Annotated in this window: 17 protein-coding genes and 2 pseudogenes; 12 read left to right on the top strand and 7 right to left on the bottom strand. The window is 57.6% G+C overall.

Annotation, left to right across the window (positions count from 1 at the left end):
- Positions 1-51: 51 nt before the first annotated feature.
- A protein-coding gene (locus CTP10_RS39435) for an IS5 family transposase (RefSeq protein ID WP_412459421.1) occupies positions 52-1,037 on the bottom strand; the annotation gives its coding sequence in 2 pieces (ribosomal slippage) (positions 52-440 and positions 440-1,037; 987 coding nt in all).
- 215 nt (positions 1,038-1,252) lie between these two features.
- Here CTP10_RS39435 and CTP10_RS39430 point away from each other — a divergent pair.
- A pseudogene (locus CTP10_RS39430) lies at positions 1,253-2,263 on the top strand (IS110 family transposase).
- Positions 2,264-2,845: 582 nt separating this feature from the next.
- Here CTP10_RS39430 and CTP10_RS41535 read toward each other — a convergent pair.
- On the bottom strand, positions 2,846-3,184 hold the full coding sequence (locus tag CTP10_RS41535; RefSeq protein ID WP_377747427.1) for a DUF5615 family PIN-like protein: 339 nt from the start codon (positions 3,182-3,184) through the stop codon (positions 2,846-2,848).
- A 259-nt stretch (positions 3,185-3,443) separates the two neighbouring features.
- Positions 3,444-4,091, bottom strand: a complete 648-nt coding sequence (locus CTP10_RS39425; protein ID WP_043355366.1) for an IclR family transcriptional regulator — start codon at positions 4,089-4,091, stop codon at positions 3,444-3,446.
- A gap of 94 nt (positions 4,092-4,185) precedes the next feature.
- Here CTP10_RS39425 and CTP10_RS39420 point away from each other — a divergent pair, with 94 nt between their 5' ends.
- From CTP10_RS39420 to CTP10_RS39380, 9 genes are all read left to right on the top strand, one after another.
- Positions 4,186-5,169, top strand: a complete 984-nt coding sequence (locus tag CTP10_RS39420; RefSeq protein WP_058698224.1) for a Bug family tripartite tricarboxylate transporter substrate binding protein — start codon at positions 4,186-4,188, stop codon at positions 5,167-5,169.
- 24 nt (positions 5,170-5,193) lie between these two features.
- On the top strand, positions 5,194-6,063 hold the full coding sequence (locus tag CTP10_RS39415) for a VOC family protein (protein WP_052495072.1): 870 nt from the start codon (positions 5,194-5,196) through the stop codon (positions 6,061-6,063).
- Positions 6,063-7,478 (top strand): aldehyde dehydrogenase family protein, encoded by a 1,416-nt coding sequence (locus CTP10_RS39410; protein WP_043355360.1) that lies wholly within the window; start codon positions 6,063-6,065, stop codon positions 7,476-7,478. Before CTP10_RS39415 ends, CTP10_RS39410 begins: the two co-directional genes overlap by 1 nt.
- A 13-nt stretch (positions 7,479-7,491) precedes the next feature.
- Entirely contained in the window at positions 7,492-8,760 is a 1,269-nt protein-coding gene (locus CTP10_RS39405) for a CaiB/BaiF CoA transferase family protein (RefSeq protein ID WP_058698225.1), read from the top strand.
- Entirely contained in the window at positions 8,757-9,497 is a 741-nt protein-coding gene (locus tag CTP10_RS39400) for an enoyl-CoA hydratase/isomerase family protein (protein WP_043355358.1), read from the top strand. Before CTP10_RS39405 ends, CTP10_RS39400 begins: the two co-directional genes overlap by 4 nt.
- Before the next feature lie 7 nt (positions 9,498-9,504).
- Positions 9,505-10,242 (top strand): enoyl-CoA hydratase/isomerase family protein, encoded by a 738-nt coding sequence (locus tag CTP10_RS39395; RefSeq protein ID WP_058698226.1) that lies wholly within the window; start codon positions 9,505-9,507, stop codon positions 10,240-10,242.
- A 29-nt stretch (positions 10,243-10,271) separates the two neighbouring features.
- Complete coding sequence (locus CTP10_RS39390; RefSeq protein ID WP_058698227.1) at positions 10,272-11,453, top strand: acyl-CoA dehydrogenase family protein; 1,182 nt, start codon at positions 10,272-10,274, stop codon at positions 11,451-11,453.
- An 11-nt stretch (positions 11,454-11,464) separates the two neighbouring features.
- Entirely contained in the window at positions 11,465-12,580 is a 1,116-nt protein-coding gene (locus CTP10_RS39385; RefSeq protein WP_058698228.1) for an acyl-CoA dehydrogenase family protein, read from the top strand.
- 121 nt (positions 12,581-12,701) lie between these two features.
- Complete coding sequence (locus CTP10_RS39380; RefSeq protein ID WP_143010733.1) at positions 12,702-13,304, top strand: hypothetical protein; 603 nt, start codon at positions 12,702-12,704, stop codon at positions 13,302-13,304.
- A 9-nt stretch (positions 13,305-13,313) separates the two neighbouring features.
- On the opposite strand, the gene CTP10_RS41530 is transcribed toward CTP10_RS39380, so the two are convergent.
- Positions 13,314-13,514: an FAD-dependent oxidoreductase gene (locus tag CTP10_RS41530; RefSeq protein WP_369597129.1), complete on the bottom strand. Its 201-nt coding sequence runs from the start codon at positions 13,512-13,514 to the stop codon at positions 13,314-13,316.
- Positions 13,515-13,576: 62 nt separating this feature from the next.
- On the opposite strand from CTP10_RS41530, the gene CTP10_RS39375 reads away from it, so the two are divergent.
- A complete protein-coding gene (locus CTP10_RS39375; protein WP_058698229.1) occupies positions 13,577-14,677 on the top strand; it encodes an IS5 family transposase in 1,101 nt (366 codons plus the stop codon).
- Positions 14,678-14,812: 135 nt separating this feature from the next.
- Here the strand turns inward: CTP10_RS39375 and CTP10_RS39370 are convergent, their stop codons facing one another.
- The 3 genes and pseudogenes from CTP10_RS39370 to aceE all read right to left on the bottom strand — a co-directional run.
- Entirely contained in the window at positions 14,813-15,034 is a 222-nt protein-coding gene (locus CTP10_RS39370) for a ferredoxin (protein WP_199414552.1), read from the bottom strand.
- Positions 15,035-15,054: 20 nt separating this feature from the next.
- A complete protein-coding gene (locus CTP10_RS39365) occupies positions 15,055-16,371 on the bottom strand; it encodes a cytochrome P450 (protein ID WP_081050313.1) in 1,317 nt (438 codons plus the stop codon).
- Between the two features lie 114 nt (positions 16,372-16,485).
- Positions 16,486-16,842: pseudogene (aceE, locus tag CTP10_RS39360) on the bottom strand (pyruvate dehydrogenase (acetyl-transferring), homodimeric type); the annotation flags it as partial.
- Between the two features lie 151 nt (positions 16,843-16,993).
- On the opposite strand from aceE, the gene CTP10_RS39355 reads away from it, so the two are divergent.
- Entirely contained in the window at positions 16,994-17,437 is a 444-nt protein-coding gene (locus CTP10_RS39355; RefSeq protein ID WP_043355349.1) for a MarR family winged helix-turn-helix transcriptional regulator, read from the top strand.
- Positions 17,438-17,724 lie beyond the last annotated feature (287 nt).

The raw sequence follows: 17,724 nt of genomic DNA, 5'->3' as shown, positions 1-17,724 counted from the left end.
CAAGCCGTCTTTCTCGCGTTTCGCACCTTTCCTGGTCGCGCTTTTGCGCGCTCAGGACGGATTGCTCCCCTCTGAGGACAACAACAGCCTCCTGGCGAACACCAGATTCGCCAAACCAAACAGGCTGAACAACTGCGCCGTGTTCTTGAACAGGCCCTTGTAGCGAACCTTGCGATGATCAAACAGATTCTTGATAACGTGGAACGGATGCTCAACCCGCGACCGAATCTGTGCCTTGACCCGCTCGACGGCGATCAGCAAGTCCTTGACGGCTCCGTCACACATCGCCTTGATCTTGCCGCGCTTGACGGCCACCTGCCACTTCACGGTCTTGCCTTGCATCTCCTCGCGCTTGTCCACGCCCGTGTAGCCCGCGTCGCCAAACGCATGCTCCTCGTGGCCATGCAGCAAGGCATGGGCCTGCGACACGTCCGACTCTTGGCCGCAGTGCCCACCACGCTATGCACCAGCCCAGAGGCCGCATCCACGCCGACATGGGCTTTCATCCCAAAGTGCCAAGCATTGCCTTTCTTGGCCTGGTGCATCTCCGGGTCGCGGCTCTTCTTTTTGTTCTTGGTCGACGGTGGCGCCTCGATGATGGTGGCATCCACAATCGTGCCTTCCTTCATCATCAGTCCCCGCTCGCACAGCATGATGCCGATCTCGTCGAACAGCTTTCGCGTCAGTTCATGCTCGACGAGCAGGCGGCGAAACTTCAGCAGCGTGGTCGCGTCTGGCACCGCCTCGACTGCCAGGTCGATCCCGGCAAACGCCCGCATCGCCATGCTGTCGTACAGCGCGTCTTCCAGTGCCTCGTCCGACAGCCCGTACCACTGCTGGAGGAAGTAAATGCGCAGCATCCGCTCAAGGCCGATCGGCGGCCGGCCACGTTTGCCCTTGGGGTAGTACGGCTCGACCGCCGCAATCAGGCGCGCCCACGGCACCACGCTCTCCATCTCCGACAGGAAGCGCTGGCGGCGCGTCACACGCTTCTTGCCGTGACTTTCCGCTTCCGCAAAACTGATCTGTCGCTTCATCACAGGACCTGAATCATGGACACGCTCATGACAACGCGCTCACCCAATGCCTCGATGACTCGCGCACTGATTTAATCAGACGGTATGGACGCCTCCCCCCGGCAACGGGGCGCCGCTTACCTGCAAGAGTAACTGTAAGGGTCCTCGCTGCCATGGCATCCCTATGCCAAAGTGGAGGTGTCGATTGCAAACGACCCTGATCGGGACGATCCAAAATGAAGCTTACCGTCATCGGCATGGATATTGCCAAGCATGTCTTCCAACTTCATGCGGTGAATGCCAACACTGGTGAAATCGAGCGCATCAAGTTGAAGCGGAGCCAGGTCACCGACTTCCTTGCTCAGCGGGAGCGTTCACTCATTGCCATCGAAGCTTGCGGCAGCGCCCACCATTGGGCACGAGAACTGCAGAAGCTCGGCCACGAAGTGAAGCTCATCTCTGTGCGATCGGTTCGTCCCTTTGTGTTGCGTAATAAAACCGACGCTGCCGATGCCAGAGCTATCTGGACAGCAGTCCAGCAGCCCGAGGCGCGGTTTGTTGCGATCAAGAGCGAGCAGCAACAGACCATTCTGGCGCTGCACCGCATCCGGGCTCAACTGATGAAGTTCCGGATCATGCAGACGAACGCATTGCGCGGCTTACTCTATGAGTTTGGTGAAGTCCTTCCGGAAGGATATCGGGAATTTGCCGAAAAAATTTCTGGTGCGCTTGCCAAGATCGCGAATCGCTTGCCAGCCATACTGATCGACAGCCTACGAGAGCAATGGGCACGCGTGCAGGCAACCGACAAGGAAATCGCTGTGCTGGAACGTCGGCTCAAGGTTGCGCTTTGCGACAATCAGGAATGCCAGAAGATCGCTGAAATTCCTGGCGTGGGGCTGCTAACCGCCACGGCTGCGGTGGCTGCGATCGGCGATGCCAAAACGTTTCGCTCCGGGCGTGAGTTCGCTGCCTGGTTAGGCTTGGTACCGAAACAAACGGGCACCGGTGGTCACGTGCGCCAGCTTGGCATTAGCAAGCGAGGTGACACCTACCTGCGCACCCTACTCATACACGGCGCCAGATCGGTGATCATCAAAGGCGCATGAACCGCCTGGCTCGACGGATTGCTTCAGCGACGTCCTTTCAATGTAGTGGTGGCTGCCGTAGCCAACAAACTCGCCCGGACCATCTGGGCGGTGCTAGCAAGGGATACGAGATACACGGCACCCGCCATGGCTGCATAGCCAGGTGCGTGGCCCGCCTGAACTGACTTCTTCTCAAGGAGCGCAAGCATTGATCGCATGATGGCTAACAGGTTGGACCGGGGCGAGGAAAACCCGATAGGGAATGTGAGCAGCAACGCTCGATGATCAGATGAGGACCTCGCCAGCGAATTCCATATGGGCCAGCAGGCTGAGCGGCCTGCACAAAAGGGCCGGACATAGGCGTGCTGCCTTCACCTGTCGACCACCATGTCAATCGGCTTGCAATCCGGGAGGCGTCCACATAAGGCGATTCCCTAGTGACGGATCGCGCCGCAGCAACTATGACAGTTGTGCATCGCCAGAACACCGGGTTGTCGCGCCATCATCAGTACGAGCACGCTGACAACCAAGGTGGCCGCATTGATCTGGAGTATCGGATGCGGGCTCAAAGTACTGGCTACTGAGCGGCCCCAGATCTCAATGCCTTTACGTTGACCGCCAGCCAAAGCGGCAGTGTCGCAGACACCACGCATCAGAACAGCTTCGAAGATTGATCCTGCCCGGCAACTTTCATGTCGCAGAATCGTCTGCGTAGCTAGGTACGCCTCCGCTACTCCCAAATTAGGGCGTCATCTCCTGGATGCAGCTTGATGCGGGTTTCAACGTGCCTTCCTTCGGCGCGAGTATGCCTGCGGACGGTCCATTCTCGATCGTCTGTTGCGAAGATATTGGCGCCAACATGGGCGTTGCCGTACGGGGCGTTAGTATGCGCAAGTGATCTGCTAATGCGATTTCCAGCGTCCCATTGCCAGTTGCAGCTAGTAGAACGACCACGCCTGGGTTACGGTGAAATGGGAAGCGCTGATCATCCAAGAAATCAGAATCGTGCGTCAGTATGATGCGTCGCGTTTCACAAGCCGTCGCGAAACTGGCCTCGTCGGCGTGTCCAATGAGCGCCATGCTAGGGTAAGCCGCCTACTTTTCCGATGAGCGTAAGGCGTCCGGGCCAGCCCTTGCGCCCGCAGCGCTCGTGCCGCCGTGATGCCGTGATGCCGTGATGCCGGCGGCGGGTGCCCCGACGACTACGATGTGCTCACGGGAAATCATCAGAGATCCTCGTGAACCTCGATTGCAAGCGCCGGACAGATCCCAGCGGCCAAGCGGGCAGATTCGTGTTGATCAGTCGACGGTTCCGCACCCGGGGCGATGAGCGAACTCCCTACGCTGGCCCCATCCCAACAAGCCTTGAGACCATCGCTGCGGCATTCTGAAGTGTTGGAATGATTTCATTCTCGATCCTTTCGGGTGTCGCCTCGGCTGGCGATGTGGAAATCCCGATAGCCAGCTGGCGGTTGCCAACCCGAGCAAGCGGGACTGCAACTGAGATCTGATTGCTCTCTGGATACTCGACCATCGCCCATTCACCGACCCCGAGGGTCAACGCCTGTGTGAGCGCGCTACTTGGAGGCAGGATGCTTCCAACCCGGAGATTCATCACCACGAGGCGACGGCGTTCCGCGAGTGCCATCGCCCTTCCAATAATGATCACCCCGTCGGGGTTCGCTTCACCCAGGTTGGATGTTCCTGCGTACGTGTCAGCCAGTTGCTGGAGCATCTGCTGAACCGAGTCTGTCACTCCCAAACTTTCCAAAGCAGCAAAGCCGATTTCGAAGACTCGGGTAGTCAAGCGCCATTGGTTGCCCTCGCGCGCGACATATCCCTCCTCCTCCAAAGTCAATAGAAAGCGCAGAACGGTCGGGTGCGGCAGGTCTACGGCACGCGACAACTCCGCCAACGTAGGTCGCCCGTTCTCTCGGAAAGCGCGCAGCACCGCTAGACAGCGTTGGATCGATCTATTATTCTTCATTCGTACACCCTGTGTACCGCTAGTTCACCTAGTGAACATCATAAGCCAGGTGCCCTTGAGATGCAACCTGCTTCTTGAGGTCAGGAGACAACGAATGAAACGATGGATATTGGGCTTGAGCGCCGCTGTGGTGGGGTGCTGGGCAGCGACCGGTCAATCTGTTGCGAACGCCAGCGAGTCCTGGCCGAGTCGCCCGATCAAGTGGGTCGTGCCGTATCCGCCGGGCGGCACCACTGACATGCTGGCACGTATCGTCGGTGCCAAGCTCTCTGAACGACTCGGGCAGCCCGTGGTGATCGAGAACAAGCCAGGCGCTGGGGGCGATGTTGGCACGGCCTATGTTGCGAAACAGCCCGCTGATGGATACACCATCGTTATGGGCAATATTGGTCCTATTGCCATCAACCCCACGCTTACTCCCGACGCTCGCTTTTCTCCCACGCGAGATCTCGCGCCGGTGACGCTCCTGGCGGAGGTTCCCAACCTGCTGGTGGTCAACCCGCAACTGCCGGTCAAATCGGTGAAGGAACTCGTTCAGTACGCGAAGCAACAGCCCAATCCCTTGTCGTACGCAACGCCTGGCAACGGAACATCTTTGCACTTGGCGGGTGAACTGTTCGCTTCGACAGCGGGCCTGCGCATGGTTCATGTGCCATACCGCGGTAGCGGCCCCGGCCTGAACGACACGATGGCAGGCCATGTACCGATCATGTTTGACAACATGCCTTCGGCATTGAATCTCGTAAAAGGCGGAAAGGTTCGCGCACTCGCCATCACGAGTGCTGTCCGTTCCCCGTTGCTGCCGGACGTCCCAACGATGACTGAAGCTGGTCTGAGCAACTATCAGATCACTGGTTGGTTCGGCGTCTTGGTACCTGCCGCAACGCCGAAGCCGATCGTCACCCGTTTGGATGCCGAAATTCAAGCTGTACTCAAGATGCCTGACGTCCGCAGCAAGATTGGCGACATCGGCGGAATCATCTCTGGCGCAGGACGAGATGAGTTCGGCCGATTCATCCAGCAGGAGTCGGCGAAATGGCAAAAGCTCATTCGTACCGCGCACATCACCGTGCAGTAGGTCAGTTACTTTAAGGAAGAAGCAATGTTGAACTCGGTTGACAGAATCCTCGTTGCGGTGCGCGACCTCGATCAAGCAGAGCAGAACTACAGGGAAGTACTTGGGGCGCAGTATCTTGATGAGCTTGCAAGCGACCATCTGAATGCCCGTGGCCGTAGCCTGGTAATCGGCGAAAGCACGGTCGAACTTTGGACCCCGCGGGGAGCAGGGGTCGTAAGTGATCATCTTGATAGCTTCGGGGAAGGCCTCTTCTTTGGAGGGGTCTCGACAGCTAGCCTGGCTGAATGCCAGAGGTTCCTTGCCGAGCAAGGTATCCGATTTGCTGAAGCCGACGGCCGTCTCTATTTGAACGCGGGCGGCCTCTATGGCATGCCACTCGTTGTCAGCGAAGCGGCAGCGCGGGTTCGAGCGAATGGTCCTGTGTCGTTTCTGTACGAGCTCACCATGGTTCTCAGCACCGACTGGCGAGAAGTCGCGGATTGCTACGCGCGAAAACTGGGCCTGCAGCGCGACAAGGCAGTAGACATCACGTTCGCGCGATTTGGCTATGAAGGCACGCTGCTGATGTTCGCGCCGGATCGTCTCGATCGCATCGAATTGGCTGAAGCGCATGATCCCGCCTTTGCCATGGGCAGGTTTTCGGGCAAGCGAGGTGACGCACTTTACATGTGCTACATCGAAACGCATGATTTGGCGGACGTAATCAGGCGACTCGAATCGCGCAACGCAAAGTGGACCCGAAGGACCGACACGGGCAAGCCCGAGCAGGACGGCCTCTGGATCCATCCGAGCGCGCTGAATGGCGTCCTACTTGGTGTATCCCGAACCTCGTTGGCGTGGGGATGGTCCGGTAGCCCCGAGAAAGTCGAAGAGATTTCAGAGGTGCAGTCGTGATGCCGGAGATCTTCGATCAGCAATACATCGGGGGATCGTGGCGCCGTGCTTCTGGCACACAGCTCATCGACGTAGAGGACCCGAATACTGGCCTGGTATCGGCCCAAATTCTTCCAGGTACCGAGGAGGACGTCGGTCTCGCCTTGGGTGCCGCGCAGAACGCATTGGCCAGCTGGTCCGCAACATCCGTGTCGGACAAATGCGCAATTCTTAATCGCCTAAAAGACCAACTCACAAATCGGCAGGAGTCGTTGGCCGATGCTATCGCGGCTGAGGTTGGCACGCCCTTGAAGATCTCACGCATCGTTCAAGTCGACTCGCCCATTCGGAACATTGGGAACTTCGTAAAGCTGGCGGAAGGATTTCCATGGCAATCGCGAACGGGCCCATCTGTCATCGTCCGGGAGCCATTCGGCGTCGTGGCATGTATCACGCCATGGAATTTCCCGCTTCATCAGATCATTCTGAAGGTGGTGCCCGCGCTTCTGGCCGGGAACACAGTCGTGCTCAAACCAAGTGAATTGACGCCCCGAACAACGCGCCTTATCTGCGATGCCATCAATGACGCAGGCTTTCCTTCGGGCGTGGTGAACGTTGTGAACGGCTTGGGTGCGGTAGTGGGCGCAGCGTTGGCGCGAGCTGACGGCGTGGACATGGTTAGCTTCACAGGATCCACGGAAGCGGGTCGTGCAGTGTCTTGCTTGGCCGCGTCGACCATTAAGAAGGTGACGCTGGAATTGGGCGGCAAGTCGCCTTCCTTGGTATTGCCGGGTGCGGACCTGACTGTGGCCGTCAAGGGAACGCTCGCTTCCTGCTTCCTCAACAACGGTCAGACTTGCAGCGCGCTGACCAGGTTGATTGTTCACTCGCGTGATGTGTCGGCCGTCGAAGCCCTGGTGAAGCAAGAACTCGCCAAGTTCTCTGTCGGATCCAGCCTCGTCGAAGGCCATCGGATCGGCCCGCTCATTTCTGGCAAGCAGCGTGACCGCGTGCAGGAACTAGCGGAAAAAGGGGTAGCGGAGGGCGCCACGCTCATCGCGTCAGGCCAGGATGTTCCGCCTGCAGGATTCTTCGTCAGCCCGAAGGTGTTTCTCACAGATCAACATAACTATCTGGCCAAGGAAGAGGTGTTTGGCCCCGTGCTCTGCGTGATTCCCTACGACGAAATCGACGACGGCATCCGCATCGCCAACGCAACGGTGTATGGCCTGGCGGCGGCCGTTTGGGGCGATCCTGACCTCGCACTCGACGCCGCTAAGAAGATTCGTGCAGGACAGGTCGATATTAACGGCGCCCGATTCAACCCCGTAGCGCCCTTCGGCGGCTTCAAACAAAGCGGTGTTGGCCGGGAGGCGGGTCACGTCGGTTTGGATGAGTTCCTCGAGTACAAATCTATCCAAATGAACGAGGGATGACGGAATGTCTCTTATGCAGAAACAAGCTCTAGGGAACATTCGCGTATTGGATATGACGCGAGTGCTCGCAGGGCCATGGTGTACCCAGATGCTGGGCGACATGGGAGCCGATGTCATCAAGATTGAGCACCCATCGCGAGGGGATGATACGCGGCAGTGGGGGCCGCCGTATGCGATGACGAGTGAAGCGGAAGTGCTTGAGGATTCCACCTACTTCGCTTCCGCAAATCGGAACAAACGATCGGTTGGCGTGGACATCGCCAACCCAGACGGTGCGGATCTGATCCGTAAGCTCGTTCTTGAGTGCGACATCTTTGTAGAGAACTTTAAGGTTGGTGATCTGGCTCGTCGAGGGCTTGACTACGACAGTCTGAAAAAGATCAATCCGCGCCTGATCTATTGCTCTATCACCGGGTACGGCCAATCCGGGCCGTACGCTGACCGCCCCGGCTACGACTTCGTTTTCCAGGGGGAAAGCGGGCTGATGAGCATAACGGGCGAGCGTGATGACGAGCCTGGTGGTGGGCCACAGAAGGTCGGGATCGCCATTGCTGATCTGACGACGGGACTGTATGCGACGGTCGCGATCCTCGCCGCGTTGAACCACAGGAATGTCACGGGAGAAGGTCAGCACATCGATTTGGCACTGCTCGATTGTCTGGTTGGCTTGTCGTCGAATCAGGGATTGTCGTGCCTGATCAATGGCGCCGAACCGCACCGGTGGGGGAACGCGCATCCGTCTCTCGTACCGTATCAAGTCTTTGATACGGCAGACGGTAAGGTGGTAGTTGCTGTGGGGAACGATTCCCAGTGGCAACGCTTTTGCCAAGCGATCGACGCCAAAGAACTGGCCCGGGATTCGACGTTCTATTCCGCATCCGGACGCATTCGGAATCGAGAGGCGCTAATTGCGCAGGTGTCGTCGGTTCTTGCGGCGCGCCAAACCGAGCATTGGCTTGCCGCGTTCTCCGCAGCGGATATCCCGCACGGTCGTATCAATACCTACAAGGAAGCCTTTGCTCACCCACAGGTCATCCACCGTCAGATGACGATCGACGTGCCGGTTGACAAAGGTATCGGCTCGGTACGGGGCATCGCCAATCCCATCAAATTCAGTAAAACGCCGGTGCACTACGTTCGGGCGCCCGCGAAACTCGGTCAGCACACAGAAGACGTGCTTTCCGACTTGCTAGAACTTTCCGCGGACCACATCGCCGGTCTCGAAGAACGTGGGGTGATTAGTTGCCAAACGTCAAAAAAGACACTTCAGGAGCAATCATGAGCATCCAAGCTAATAATGTCGGAAACGTCCTGGAGATTTGCATTGCGCGTCCAGAAAAGCGCAATGCGATCAGCGCCGCGATGTACCAGGAACTGACCCGTCTTCTGGATGAGGCCAACGCGGACAAGGAATGTGCCGCAGTCATCGTGCATGGTGCGGGCGGACACTTCACTGTCGGTGCCGATATCAATGATTTCCAGACCCGGCGGGGTAATGAAGATTCCCCTGCTGTCACGCTTCTCCGGAAGATGGCCGCGATCGATGTGCCGCTAATCGCAGCAGTCGAGGGACTGGCGATTGGAATCGGCGCCACGATGCTGCAACACGTCGATTTTGCCTACGCATCCCAAGATGCGCGCTTCCGCATGCCGTTCGTATCGCTGGGTCTGTGCCCCGAGGGCGCATCCAGCTACCTGCTCGAATCGCTGGTAGGTGTCCGGAAGGCACGTGAGTGGTTGATGCTTGGAAAGTTCTTTGATGCAGAAGAAGCTTTCGATGCCGGGCTTCTGACGTCGCTGACGCAGGACGGGGAAGCCCTTGCACGGGCGCGCGAAACGGCTGCCGAACTGGCAAAGCTTCCCAAGGCTTCGGTACGCGCGACAAAGCGGATGTTGAACCACGAGAATCGTGCCGCTGTGGGTTCTGCGCTCGACCTGGAAGTGAAGATGTTCGCCGAACTCTTGAATACCGAAGCCACTCAGGAAATCTTCAAATCCTTCCTGAACAAGAAGCGTTAAGAACGCCATGGCCGAGTTGATAAAAATCGAATCAGAAAATTTCGTCCGGGTCATTACGATGAATCGGCCGGATAAGAGAAACGCGCTGAACTCGGAAATGTGCGACGCGTTGCACGACGCGTGGCAAGACTTCGCGGGCTCAGAGGATCGCGTTGCCCTGCTACGTGCAGAGGGGTCGGTGTTTACGGCAGGCCTCGACACGGACGATCCACCGGATTCCTTTTGGCATGCCATTCCCAATGTCGCATTTGACATTGGAAAGCCGGTTATTGCAGCGGTTAATGGCCCCGTGATAGCGGCGGGCGTATCGATGCTTGCATTCTGCGATCTTTGTGTAGCGACTTCGGCAACGACCTTCGTCTATCCCGAAGGTCGCCTAGGCATGGCAGCCGGCTTGATTAGCTCGCTGGTCGGTCGGATTCCCCACAAGATCGCGATGGAGCTCATGTTGACCGGGCGCCCGGTATCCGCCCAACGGGCCTATGAAGTCGGATTCGTAAACGAACTCTGTGAACCAGGAAGCGAAACAGAGGCAGCTCTAGTGACAGCGCGTCAGATTGCGAGCGCAGCGCCGCTGGTACTGCGTTTCCTCAAACAGGCGGCGAGACACTCGATTCCGGTAGGACTGGTTGAGGCAGGCTATAGCGCCCAGTACCAAGCTCAGATGCTGGCCAGGAGTGAAGACGCCCGGGAAGGGGCGTTGGCGGCCAAGGAGCGTCGCGCTCCCGTTTTCGTGGGCCGCTAGGACTAACTAACACAGTAGGGGACTGAGAAATGGATCTGAATTTCACAGAAGAAGAGCAGGAATTTAGAAAAGAGGTACATGCGTGGATCGACGCCCATTTGCCGAAGGAGATCTCGCACAAGGTGCACAACGGACTGCAGCTATCCCGCACCGATATGCAGCGTTGGCACCAAATTCTGGGGAAAAAGGGTTGGCTGACGTATAAGTGGCCAGTCGAGTTCGGCGGCACGGGCTGGACACCAGTGCAGCGGCACATATTCGAGGAAGAGTGCGCGTTGGCAGGAGCACCGCGACTCGTGCCCTATGGGCCTGTCATGGTGGCACCAGTCATCATGGCATTTGGTAACGCTGAGCAACAGGCGCGCTTCTTGCCCGGCATTGCGACGGGCGATGTTTGGTGGAGCCAGGGTTACAGCGAGCCGGGATCGGGTTCCGACCTGGCTTCGCTCAAGACACGAGCGGAGCGAAAGGGAGACAAGTACATAGTCAATGGTCAAAAGATCTGGACCACGTTGGCTCAGTACGGGGAGTGGATTTTCTGTCTCGTCCGGACCAATACAGAAGGGAAGCCGCAGGCAGGGATCAGTTTCCTGCTCATTGACATGCGTTCGCCTGGCGTCACGGTTCGGCCCATTAAGCTGCTGGACGGCGAGTGCGAGGTCAATGAGGTCTGGTTCGACAATGTTGAGGTCCCCGTTGAGAACCTGATTGGCGAAGAAAATAAGGGCTGGACCTATGCCAAACACCTTCTCAGTCACGAACGCTCGAACATTGCAGAAGTCGGGCGTGCCAAGCGTGAGCTCCGACGCCTGAAGCGAATCGCGGCTGCAGAAGGCATGATGGACGACCCTCGTTTCAAAGACGAGGTTTCGAAGCTCGAGGTAGATATTATCGCGCTCGAAATGCTGGTTCTTCGCGTTATCTCGGCAGAAAAATCCGGGAAGAATCCATTGGATATCGCAGGCCTACTGAAAATCCGAGGCAGTGAGATTCAACAGCGCTACAGTGAATTGATGATGCTGGCTGCAGGTCCCTATAGCCTCCCATTTATTCAAGACGCTATGTTGACGGAGTGGGATGGCGAGTTCCCAGGTGGAGAGCGACGGAACGCTCCGCTTGCCGCGACATATTTTAATCTGCGGAAAACCACTATCTACGGTGGCTCCAATGAAGTGCAGCGTAACATTGTTTCGCAAGTGGTCCTCGGATAAAGGAGTAGAGCATGGATTTCGAATTCACTGACGACCAGGACCAACTGCGAGATGCAGTAAGAAAGTGGGTAAAGCGTAGCTATACGTTTGAGCACCGTCGCAGTTCCGAGAGCAGCGGCGGATTTTCCGCGGACGCGTATTCGGAGCTTGCGGAGCTTGGGCTGACTGGACTTTACGTCCCAGAAGAGTATGGCGGCGTCGGTATGGGGCCGGTCGACGTTATGGTGGTTATGGAGGAACTGGGGCGGGGCATCGTACTCGAACCGCTGGCGCAAGTTCTACTTGCGGGTGCAGTGCTGTCGAACTACGCCGAAGCAAGCGTACGCGCGGCGTGGCTGCCTACGATTGCTTCTGGAGAAAGTCTGGTCGTACTGGCCCAGCAGGAGCGCGCGAATCGTTATCGCATCGATACGTGCGAGACGCGAGCAGTCGAGACGGCGGAAGGTTGGGAGCTTACTGGGAGTAAGAGCCTCGTGCCGGTTGGCGATCATGCTGCTGCGTACATTGTACCCGCCATGATTGCTGACACTCTCGGAGCGTTCCTTGTGGAGCGCTCCGCCCCAGGTGTATTGGTACACCCTTATCAAACTGTCGACGGCTCGCGCGCCGCGGAGCTGACGTTGTCGAAGGCGCCGGGCACGCTAGTCACCCGCGAAGGCCAGGATTGCCTGTCGTATGCCGTGGATCTTGGCATTGCAATGACGTGTGCAGAGGCCGTGGGCGTGATGGACGTAACCCTGGAGGCTCTGGTGGAGTACATGAAGACGCGCAAGCAGTTCGGCGTCGCTATCGCGAGCTTCCAAGCGTTGCGTCACCGCGTCGCAGATATGAAGATGAGTCTAGAGCTCGCGAGGTCTATGAGCTACTACGCCTCGCTCAACGTCAACGCGCCGGCGAACCAGAGACGTCGCGCCATGGCACAAGCGAAATATCAGTTGGGCGGGTCGATGCGATTCGTCGGCCAGCAGGCCGTGCAATTGCACGGTGGGATTGGAATGACGGATGAGTATATCGTCAGCCACTATTTTAGACGCCTTACCCAAATGGAATCGGTGTTCGGAGATACGCTGCATCATCTGGCGCAGATGTCGGACTCCATGCATCCCGAGCTTGACAAGGCTGCCTAAGGCGCCGCGAAGAGTAAGTGCTCGATGAATTGCGATGGCGGGTGACCCTCATCGTTTCCGGCAGCGCGGTGGTACATCCTCGCGCTGCTCATAGTATCGGACCGGGATAGTAGCGTAATTGATGCAGACGCAACTTCAGTCACGAAGCCAAGTCGGGATCCATGATATTTTTCTTCCAATTCCAATGAAAGTGACTTCGTTGAGTGGCGAGCAGATAATCAGCCGACAAGGCTATTCACGCGTAATTAAAGAGGGGAAGTTCGTGAAGCTCCCCGCTTTTTCTCCTGCGAGTCTGTTCTTGGGCGGCTCTATTTTTAAGAGCTCGCATTGCAGCTTCGATCTGGATGTAACTAGTTATTCTGTGGTGCGTGATCAACCAATGCACGATCTGTGGGATTCCAGGCCGCTTTGGGAGGCAATTTCATTGTCGGTGTTTATGAATCCAAAGGAAGCTTGGAATATTGCAGATATAGCGGATAGTTTGCAGACAACATCCTCGAGAGTCAGGCGGACCCTCTTCAGCCAGGGCAATTGCTTCACGGAAATATGTAACACGCAGCGGCTTATGCGTTCGCTGTTCGAATTGGCAGGACTGGAAAGATCTATACCGGATATTTCGAACAGAATTGGGTGGAGCCAATCCTATGACTTTGAGTCATCTTTCTATAATAGATTTAAAGTTTCGGCAGATGTTATTTGCGGAATGAAATTTTATGCCCGCTAGGCGATCTATTTAGAGGAGCTCTACTGAACGTTTGCCAGCCATCAACCGCTTCGAAAGAGATGGGCGGCCGTTGGGCAGGCCGCCCTCTTTTGCGATGGAAGTACCATCCGCCCCAGCCTCGCGCGCGCAGGCTGCTCGTGCCGCCGTGATGCCGGCGGCCGTTGCCCCGATGACTACGATTTGCTTAGCAGGCCGCTGAAATACCTCCAACGGAAGTCAGCGCGAGGACTGGCTGAAGCGTTGGTTTGAGGACCCCATCCAACCCCACATTCATGCGCGGCGCAGACACCTTCACCGAGAGTTTGTTCACGATGCGGAGGCTGGAGGATTTCGTGCCGAAGTCCCATCCGCTGCGCTCGATCCGCACCATGGCCAATCAGGCGCTGGTGAAGATGGACCGGTTGTTCGCGCAGATGTACGAGGCCGATATCAAGGGCGGCCGGCCAAGCATCGCGCCGGAGAAGTTGCTGCGGGCCATGCTGCTGCAGGTGCTGTACAGCATTCGCTCCGAGCGCCAACTCATGGAGCAGACGCAGTACAACCTGCTGTTTCGCTGGTTCATCGGGCTGTCGATGGACGACCCAGTTTGGGTGCCCACGGTCTTCACCAAGAACCGCGAACGGCTGATCAAACATGATGCAGTGATCCAGTTCTTCAACGAGGTGTTGGCCATCGCGCAGAAGAAGAACTGGCTGTCGGGTGAGCACTTCAGCGTAGACGGCACGTTGGTTCAGGCGTGGGCAGGCCACAAGAGTTTCGTGCGCAAGGATGGCGGCGACCAAGACGATAACGACGGCGGCAACTTCAAGGGGCGCAAGCGCAGCAACGAGACGCACGAGTCCAAGACCGATCCCGATGCCAAGCTGTACCGCAAGGGCAAGACAGCCAGCGAGCTGCGCTACATGGGTCATACCCTGAGCGACAACCGCCACGGCCTGGTGGTGAGCGCCATGGTGACCAATGCGGACGGACACGCCGAGCGCGAGGCCGCAAAGGTAATGCTCAACGATGCCAGGCAGGTGGTTGAGGACCTGAACGTGGAAGTAACCGTCGGCGCGGACAAGGGATACGACGCGCAGGAGTTCATTCAGGCCTGCCTGGAAATGAAGGTGACGCCCCACGTGGCGCAGAACACCTCGGGGCGGCGCTCGGCCGTTCCTGATGCCATTGCCAGCAGCGCCGGTTATGCGGTCTCGCAACAGAAGCGCAAGCTGATCGAACAGGGCTTTGGCTGGGTCAAGACCGTGGGGCGCATGCGTCAGGTGATGGTGCGCGGCCTGAAGAAGGTCGACCAGATGTTTGTGCTGAGCATGGCCGCCTACAACCTCGTGCGCATGCGCTCGCTGGGACAAATCCGTCCGCAGTTGCAGTAATCGCGGTAATGAGGCCGGAAATGGGCGTCAAAACGCAGGAAAAGTCGATGCAGGGAGGTCCGACTTCCGGATTGTGAGAAATAGCGAACCTACCAGCCTTGAGGCGAAGTACTCATCGCTTGCGCGATGAGTACTTCAGCAGCCTGTTAGGGGAATCATCAGAGAGCCTCGTGAATCTCGATTGCCAACGCCGGACAGATCCCAGCAGCCAAGCGTGCAGATTTTGTATTGATCGGCCGACGGATCGGCATTCAAAAGAATGACGATTCCGTCATCCTTTTGGTCGAACAGATCCGGCGCATTGACGACGCATTGGCCGGAACCGCAGCATTTTTCGGGATAGATTGTGATTTTCATCGTGATTCGCCGTAGTGGATTTACCAGCTAACGGGCAGTGCCCTAACACCATACATGAGCGAATCGCTCTTGAACGCGAGGCTCTCGATGGGCACGGCCAGCCGAAGATTCGGCAGGCGCTTCAGTAGGGCGGTGAACATGATCTGCATTTCGACTCTGGCGAGAACTTGTCCCATGCACTGATGCGGGCCGTATCCGAATGCGATCTGTGTCCGGGCATCACGGCGGAGGTCAAAGACGTGGGGATCTTTGAACTGCTCCTGGTCGCGATTTGCGGAAATACTAAGCACGACAACGGGATCACCGGCTCGGATCAATTGCCCATTCACGACAACGTCCTCCAGTGCGACACGTCGCGTCCCGGACTGTATGACATCCAGGAAGCGTAGCATCTCCTCCACCGCGTTTGGAACGAGGCTTGGATTCTGGCGAAGCTCTTCCCAGATGTCCGGCCTCTGAAGTAGGAAGAGCACCCCCATCGACGTCGTATTTGCCGTCGTCTCGTGCCCGGCAATCAGCAGAAGCCTTCCAAGCGAGACCACGTCTGTTTCAGTGATATCGCCCTTCCGTACATGATTAACGATAAGGCGACTGAGGATGTCCTCCCCGGGGCTTTCGGATCTCTTCGCCACCAGTTCACGCAGGTATTCGCACAACGCTTGATTCGCGGCGCTAGCCTCTTCCCTCGTCGCGGTGCTCGACGTCATGATCATCGCCTGTTCTTGGAAGAAGTCGTGATCGTCGTATGGAACACCAAGCAACTCTGAGATAGCCAATGCTGGTGTCGCCAATGTAAAGGCGCTAACCAGGTCAGAAGGCTGCGGCCCCATCGCAAAATCTTCCAAGAGCTTGTCCACGATGGCCTGAAGTCGCGGCCGCAGATTCTCGATCTTTCGGATCGTGAATTCGCCGGTCAGCATCCGCCGTTGCTCTGAATGCTTGGGTTCATCCAGGGTAATGAAGGTCCGGTTACTACTCCGAACAACCTTTACTGCGGCGCTGGAAGAGGGAAATCCCGGATGTGAGACGTCGGAGCTAAAGCGAGAGTCCGACAAGACAGCGCGAACATCGTCATAACGCGTGACAAGCCAAGCGATCTTTCCGTCCCAAAGCTTACCTTGTGCCAATTCGCCCTTCTGTTGCATCTGGAAGAACACCGGCGGCGGCGCCAAGGGATCTACGCGCTTAGGGGGGAAATCTGGGATTCCGCCGCTGTCGCCCTCAGCGTGAAAAGGACACGCTGATTTCGGCTCGTTCGCAGCCGCATCAAAAGGACAGCGCCCTTCTACCGCGGAAGATGGGTTGGAGGAAGGGGTGGGAGCAGGCGACTCCGTCATGGAAATATCTCCGAGGGCGATTGGTGGCTAATGTTAGGTAGCCTACCTATGTGGCGCAAAGGGGGTTTACCCTCAACAACAGAATCGAAGGTCGACCCGTAGACATCAGAAGAAAGCGGAGAACCCATATGTGGCGATATGCCCGCCGACGTTGGAGTGCTTGCCCGCCCGCAACACCATCGCCATGGCATTCCAGCGCGCCATGGCGGCCAGTCGGCGCTCGATCGAGGTGTCGCCTGGGTACGGCTGCTCGCCCGATTCGGCAATCGTATTGACGTAGGGCGTCGTGATTGCGCCATGGAAATCCCCGTGTCGGGCCGCGTCCGATTCATGCAGGCGGCCGATCAGGTAGTGGGCGCGTTCGCGGCCTTCCACTTCGGTCACGGCGGCCAGGGCCTCAATCCATTCCTGGGTTTCCTGCGGGTCCACATCCAGCGGCAATACGTGTAGCGGCAACACCGGGGCATTCATCTCTGTCTCCATGGGATTGACGGGGCTTCGGTTCGCATCAGGCCCGGTCGGATAGGCGTGGCCATTGCGCTTCAAATGAATTGCAGTTGCAATCGTCTGGGCATTGTGAGCGCTCTGCGGCATAATTGCAACTGCAACTATTGGAGATACCATGTCGACTGAGAAGCCGGATTTGTGGTTTTCGTTTGTACGGTCGCACCGGGCCTTGATACGTGAGGTGGATCGGCGTCTTGCCGAGGCTGGACTGCCAGTCTACGCGTGGTACGACGTGCTGTGGGGGATTGAAAGCGGGCCGGAGGAAAGCCGCCGGATGCATGAGCTGGCCGATGTGCTTGCCATCGAGCGGTACAACCTGACTCGCCTGATTGACCGGCTGGAGCGTGAAGAACTGGTGACCCGTATCCGGTCAGAGGAAGACGGCCGCGCCGCGTTCGTGTCCGTCACACGGCAAGGTAAGGCCTTGCGCAAGAAGATGTGGGGCATCTACGAGGCGGCGGTCAAAGAACTGTTTCTGGCCGAGTTCCGGCCGGAAGACATCGGGCGATTTTCTCGTGCGCTGGATGCGGCGGCAGCCAAAGCGGGGTGGCCGAAATAGGTTCGAACTCCCTTTTCGTGCGGTGACGCTTCTGGCTCGCGCCGGAGGGGACGAATGTGTCCGCTTTTTGGGACACGTTCGACTTAGTTGGCAACGGCGGTACCCTGACGCCTCAATCAAAGGTCAGTGGCATGACCGGCGCTTACCGACCCACCCTAAGCGGACATCAGGATGGAGCAGAGACTGATATCCATTAGGCGCCCCGCATGACTGAAGAATTCCCTCAGAACGTTGTCTGCAGCGCTTCATTTAATAGCTGGACAACGTATGCTTCGACCGCTTTGTGC

It is taken from the genome of Cupriavidus sp. P-10 (assembly GCF_003402535.2).
GTDB lineage: Bacteria > Pseudomonadota > Gammaproteobacteria > Burkholderiales > Burkholderiaceae > Cupriavidus.
This window is presented reverse-complemented; position numbering and strand designations above follow the sequence as displayed.

Excerpts from the sequence above, each read along its gene's own strand:
- CTP10_RS41535 (WP_377747427.1), bottom strand. The coding sequence starts at position 3,184 with ATGGCGCTCATTGGACACGCCGACGAGGCCAGTTTCGCGACGGCTTGT.
- CTP10_RS39425 (WP_043355366.1), bottom strand. The coding sequence starts at position 4,091 with ATGAAGAATAATAGATCGATCCAACGCTGTCTAGCGGTGCTGCGCGCT.
- CTP10_RS39420 (WP_058698224.1), top strand. The coding sequence starts at position 4,186 with ATGAAACGATGGATATTGGGCTTGAGCGCCGCTGTGGTGGGGTGCTGG.
- CTP10_RS39415 (WP_052495072.1), top strand. The coding sequence starts at position 5,194 with ATGTTGAACTCGGTTGACAGAATCCTCGTTGCGGTGCGCGACCTCGAT.
- CTP10_RS39410 (WP_043355360.1), top strand. The coding sequence starts at position 6,063 with ATGCCGGAGATCTTCGATCAGCAATACATCGGGGGATCGTGGCGCCGT.
- CTP10_RS39405 (WP_058698225.1), top strand. The coding sequence starts at position 7,492 with ATGCAGAAACAAGCTCTAGGGAACATTCGCGTATTGGATATGACGCGA.
- CTP10_RS39400 (WP_043355358.1), top strand. The coding sequence starts at position 8,757 with ATGAGCATCCAAGCTAATAATGTCGGAAACGTCCTGGAGATTTGCATT.
- CTP10_RS39395 (WP_058698226.1), top strand. The coding sequence starts at position 9,505 with ATGGCCGAGTTGATAAAAATCGAATCAGAAAATTTCGTCCGGGTCATT.
- CTP10_RS39390 (WP_058698227.1), top strand. The coding sequence starts at position 10,272 with ATGGATCTGAATTTCACAGAAGAAGAGCAGGAATTTAGAAAAGAGGTA.
- CTP10_RS39385 (WP_058698228.1), top strand. The coding sequence starts at position 11,465 with ATGGATTTCGAATTCACTGACGACCAGGACCAACTGCGAGATGCAGTA.
- CTP10_RS39380 (WP_143010733.1), top strand. The coding sequence starts at position 12,702 with ATGCAGACGCAACTTCAGTCACGAAGCCAAGTCGGGATCCATGATATT.
- CTP10_RS39375 (WP_058698229.1), top strand. The coding sequence starts at position 13,577 with ATGCGCGGCGCAGACACCTTCACCGAGAGTTTGTTCACGATGCGGAGG.
- CTP10_RS39370 (WP_199414552.1), bottom strand. The coding sequence starts at position 15,034 with ATGAAAATCACAATCTATCCCGAAAAATGCTGCGGTTCCGGCCAATGC.
- CTP10_RS39365 (WP_081050313.1), bottom strand. The coding sequence starts at position 16,371 with ATGACGGAGTCGCCTGCTCCCACCCCTTCCTCCAACCCATCTTCCGCG.
- CTP10_RS39355 (WP_043355349.1), top strand. The coding sequence starts at position 16,994 with ATGTCGACTGAGAAGCCGGATTTGTGGTTTTCGTTTGTACGGTCGCAC.